This window comes from Streptomyces sp. NRRL F-5755, from assembly GCF_001279365.1.
GTDB classification, from domain to species: Bacteria; Actinomycetota; Actinomycetes; order Streptomycetales; family Streptomycetaceae; genus Streptomyces; species Streptomyces rimosus.
In genome coordinates this window covers 1-4,213 of record NZ_LGCW01000110.1, presented here as the reverse complement: position 1 = coordinate 4,213, position 4,213 = coordinate 1, and the positions used below count along the sequence as shown (strand labels likewise).

Sequence of the window (4,213 nt, the reverse complement as noted above, 5' to 3'; positions counted from 1 at the left end):
GGTGGGGCCCGTGTGAGTACCGGGTTCCGTATGAGAGTTGGGCGCGAGGGTGTCGGTGGGGGACGCGGGAACGTTCTGCTGCTGGTCCGGAGCCAGAGGCTGCATCTCGGGGGCTTTCGGGGCGGCGGAAGGGGAGGCAGTGAGGGACGGGGCGCTGCGGGTAGAAGCGCTGTTTGGTGAAGGGCCCTGAGGGAGGGGCGTGGGTGCGCCTCTCCTGTGGGTGGGATCACTCAACCGTCCGTACGCGCCGCGCCGTGTGCCCCTGACGCTCCTCTGTCGCCCAAACCGTCCAGCCTTACGCGCCTTTGACATCGGCGGCGCTCAGCGCCGTCCGCGGGGGCGTACGAGCCGCTACGTGCGCCCCGCGTCCGTACGGGCTTACGATCCGCTCCGCGCGCCCCGCCGCCCCGATCCGCGCCCCACGCCCCACACCACCAGAACCACCAGCACGCACCCTCCGAACTGGCTCGCCGTGGGCCGCTCGCCGACCGCCACCCCGAGACCGATCGCCATCACCGGTTGCAGGAGCAGCAGTGCCGCGCCGACGTTGGGCGCCAGGCGCGGGAGCGCCGGCGTCATCACCAACCAGGCCAGCACCTGTCCGACGAGTGCCAGCATGGTCAGCCATCCCCAGGCGCGCGCGTCGAGGGAGAAGTCGATGCCGGTCCACGCCCCGCCGAGCAGCGCGGCGGCGCCCGCGGCCGCCGCGGTGGACGTGCACACCGGGCCGACCGTATGGCCCTGGCCGCCGCCGAGCCGCATCAGGAAGAGGTAGCCCGCGTATCCGAAACCGGCGACCAGGCCGAACACCGCGCCGGTCACCGGGGCACTGCCCGCCGCTGGAGCGCCGACGGCTCCGCTGGCCAATGCCACTCCCAGCAGCATGACGGGCGTCGCGACCACGAAGCGCCGCGGTACGGGAGTACGGGTGAACACGCGCGCCAGCAGCGGGAAGATCACCACCTGGATGTTGACGACCACGGTGGCGATGGACGCGCCCACGCTGTGGATCGCCGCTGCCCAGGAGACGTAATCGATGCCGAGCAACACGCCCGCCGCCAGGTCCAGGCGCCGCAACCGCCAGGCCCGCGGCCCCGCCGTCCGCTGCTCCGCGAGGGCCAGCGGCACCAGCACGAGGAGCGCGATGGCGCACCGGAAGAACGCCGCCGTCCCCGCGCTCGTACCGGACAGCTTGACGAAGACGGCGGAAGCGGAGATGCAGAGGCTGCCGGCGAGCACCATGAGTATGGGCTTTCCGGGGGCGCGGGGGCGGGGTGGGCGCCCAGCCCGGGAGCTGGGATGGGGAGGGCGCCCATCGCCGGAGCCGGGATGGGATGGGTGCGCGTCGTGGGAGCCGACGCGAGACGGGTGCCCACCGAGAGAGCCGATGCGGGATGGATGCCCGTCGCAGGCGTCGGCGCGGGACGGGTGCCCACTGCGGGCGCTGGTACGGCGCGGAAGCCCGCTCCGTACGCCCCCTCCGTGCGGAGCCTCCCCGTCCCCGTCGGCCTTGCCCCGAACCTCGCCGCCGCCCCGGATATCCCCATCGTCCCCTCGAACCGTCATTCCTCCACCCTGGCCACCCCCACCCCTGAACAAAAGCGACGATCTGTCATCACAACTCAGTAGTTCCGCTAACGCATTGCCGATCCGATCCGTCGCTAGCCTGACCTGATGATCAACTTGGAGCGGCTGCGCGCCCTGGCCGCGGTGGACACCCACGGTTCCATCGCCCGGGCGGCACGGGCCCTGCACATCACGCCGTCCGGCATGAGCCAGCAGCTGAGCAAGCTGGAACGGGAATGCGGTCACCGCCTCACGGAGCCGGAGGGGCGCAGCGTACGGCTGACCCACGCCGGCCGGGTGCTCGCGGACCACGCGGCCGCGGTCATGGCCCAACTGGCCGCGGCCGAGGACGATCTCGCCGCGCTGGACGACGAAGTGCTCGGCCCGCTCCGGATAGGCGCCATCGGCAGCGTCATACGGACCCTGCTGCCGACCACGTTGGCCGCGCTGACCACACGCCATTCCCGACTCGCCCCGACGGTGCGCGACGGCGAGGTGGCCGAACTGCTCCCCGCCCTTCTGCGCGGCGACCTCGACCTGCTCCTCATAGAGAACTGGTCGAACCGGCCGCGGCACCTGCCGGCAGGCGTGGCCGTACGCACGCTCGTTACGGAAGAGGCACGGGTGGCGCTCCACGAGGCGCACCCGCTCGGCGACCGGCCCCTCCTCCGCCTCGCCGACCTCGACGGCGTCGCGTGGACGGCCTGCCCGCCCGGGGCCGAGCCGCGCGAAGCGCTCGTACAGGCCCTGCGTACCTGCGGCGTCGAGCCGGACCTCCGCTACAGCATCAGCGACCATGCCACTCAGCTCACCTTGGTGGCCGCCGGGCTGACCGCCGCACTCGTACCCGCCACGGCCTGGCGCCAGGCCCCGCCCGGCGTCCGTTTCCTGCCGACCGATCCGCCGCTCCGGCGCGACGTCCAGGCGGCCTGGCGCCCCGGTACGGAGACCCCGCCCGTACGCGCCTGCCTTGACGCCCTTACGCACGTGCCCGATCGACTCGGCGATCTTGGTCTTGGCCTCCCCATCGAGCCGGCACAGGCCGAACCAGCGCAGTCTGAACCAGCGCAGGCCGAACCAGCCCGGCCTGAGCCGCACATCGAGCCCGTTGGTTCCACGGAGCCTGTGATGTCCACGCCGCCGGATCAGCCACATCCCCCACACAGCCCAAATCTCACCGTCTCCGAGAACCGAACGCGCGGAAGCGACGTGGGTTAAGTTGGCCACTGCTGACGCAAACGCCAGCACCGTGACCGGCGGAACCGACACTCAAGGAGGGGCAATCCATGGCAGATTCCGACATCCCGGGCCATGTTTCCGGCCAGCCGCCCACACCTTCCCCTCCCCCGCCGCCACCTCCGCCCCCGCCGCATGCGGGCATGGCGGACAACGGATCGCGCCCGGTCCCGTCCACCCCGGAGGAAGCGCTGGAAATCGGCCGGCATCACTTTCCCGAGGTCGGTTCGCCCGGCGGCCCGTCCGGCCTGTTCGTCCACGAATTCGACGTCGGCTACCTCGTACGCGCGAGCTGGCCGGCCCCGGCGGACCCGCAGGCGCCACCGGCCGACCCGGGCGGCAGCAACGTGGCCATCTCCAAGATCAACGGAGATGTGACCTTTCTGCCGAACCATCCTCCGGAGGAGGCCGTGAAGATCTACCACCGGTGGTATCGGCCCAGCGGGTCGTAAGGGCGCAGGGTCTGACGGGGCGGGACCTGTCGAAGCGGGGCGGCCGCCCACCGGCGTCGCACCGATGTCCAGCCTCGTACGGACCCTTGGCAACATCTAGACTTTGGCATGAACATCTCTTTGGGTAGCACCTGAAGAAAGCACGGACAACTCGGGGGCGTTGTGGGAGCAGGTGGGTTCCAGACCGAGGTGGAGTCCCTGAAGGCGGAGGGCACCAACTTCGTCAAGCTGGGTCAGGACTTCCAGGCATCGGTCGTACGGCTGATGAACGGGCTGAGCGCGCTGGGCGCGGGCCCGCCGGGTACACCACCGGCCGGCGGTGGCCAGAAAGAGCCGGAGAAGTCGTTCGGCGAGCAGTTCATGAGCGGGCTGACGACGTTCGACAGCAAGGCGGACATGCCGCCGTGGGGCGACGACGACATCGGCGAGAAGTTCGGCGTCGTCTACGAGGGCGTACGTGACGGCATGTACGAGTCGATGGGCCATCTGTCGTCGAAGCTCCAGGAGATCGGCAAGGCGCTGAACTCCATGTCCAAGAATTACGCGGAGGGCGAGGACTTCAGCGACTCGCTGATCAAGCAGCACGTGCCCAACCCGCAGGACTCCAACACCTCGACCAAGTTCGTCTCGCGTCTGGACGGGCCCAAGACGCACTGACGGGCCGCCGGCCCGGGAGGTTGTGGGAGGCCCTGGGAGGCCCCGGGGGACGGTGGGCGGCGCCGGCCGCAGGGTTACGTACCACCCGTACGTAACCAGCCACCACCCACGGCCCCGCCCGGCTCACCGCCGTCCGCCTCGCCGTCACCACCGCCACCGCCGGTCACCGGCGGGCTGTACACGCATTTTCACGGGGGAGTTTCGTCTTGTCTCTCATGCTGCCGGATCCGCTGGAGTGGGTCCTGGACATGCTCGGCTTCAACTGGCCGCATGCCGACGAGGACAAGCTGATCCAATGCGCC

The 4,213-nt window shown here is 70.6% G+C and carries 4 protein-coding genes; 3 read left to right on the top strand and 1 reads right to left on the bottom strand.

All coding sequences use genetic code 11. From position 1 onward, the window contains the following. Positions 1 to 378 precede the first annotated feature (378 nt). Positions 379 to 1,242, bottom strand: a complete 864-nt coding sequence (locus ADK86_RS13025) for a DMT family transporter (protein ID WP_053696739.1) — start codon at positions 1,240 to 1,242, stop codon at positions 379 to 381. 432 nt (positions 1,243 to 1,674) lie between these two features. On the opposite strand from ADK86_RS13025, the gene ADK86_RS13020 reads away from it, so the two are divergent. The 3 genes from ADK86_RS13020 to ADK86_RS13010 all read left to right on the top strand — a co-directional run bounded on the left by ADK86_RS13020 (position 1,675) and on the right by ADK86_RS13010 (position 3,911). Continuing rightward, positions 1,675 to 2,784 carry a LysR family transcriptional regulator gene (locus ADK86_RS13020; RefSeq protein WP_053696738.1) on the top strand — a complete coding sequence of 370 codons (1,110 nt, stop codon included), beginning with the start codon at positions 1,675 to 1,677 and terminating at the stop codon, positions 2,782 to 2,784. 161 nt (positions 2,785 to 2,945) lie between these two features. Next, a complete protein-coding gene (locus ADK86_RS13015) occupies positions 2,946 to 3,254 on the top strand; it encodes a hypothetical protein (protein WP_063788986.1) in 309 nt (102 codons plus the stop codon). A gap of 189 nt (positions 3,255 to 3,443) precedes the next feature. Next, complete coding sequence (locus tag ADK86_RS13010; RefSeq protein WP_053696736.1) at positions 3,444 to 3,911, top strand: hypothetical protein; 468 nt, start codon at positions 3,444 to 3,446, stop codon at positions 3,909 to 3,911. The last annotated feature ends 302 nt before the right edge of the window (positions 3,912 to 4,213 follow it).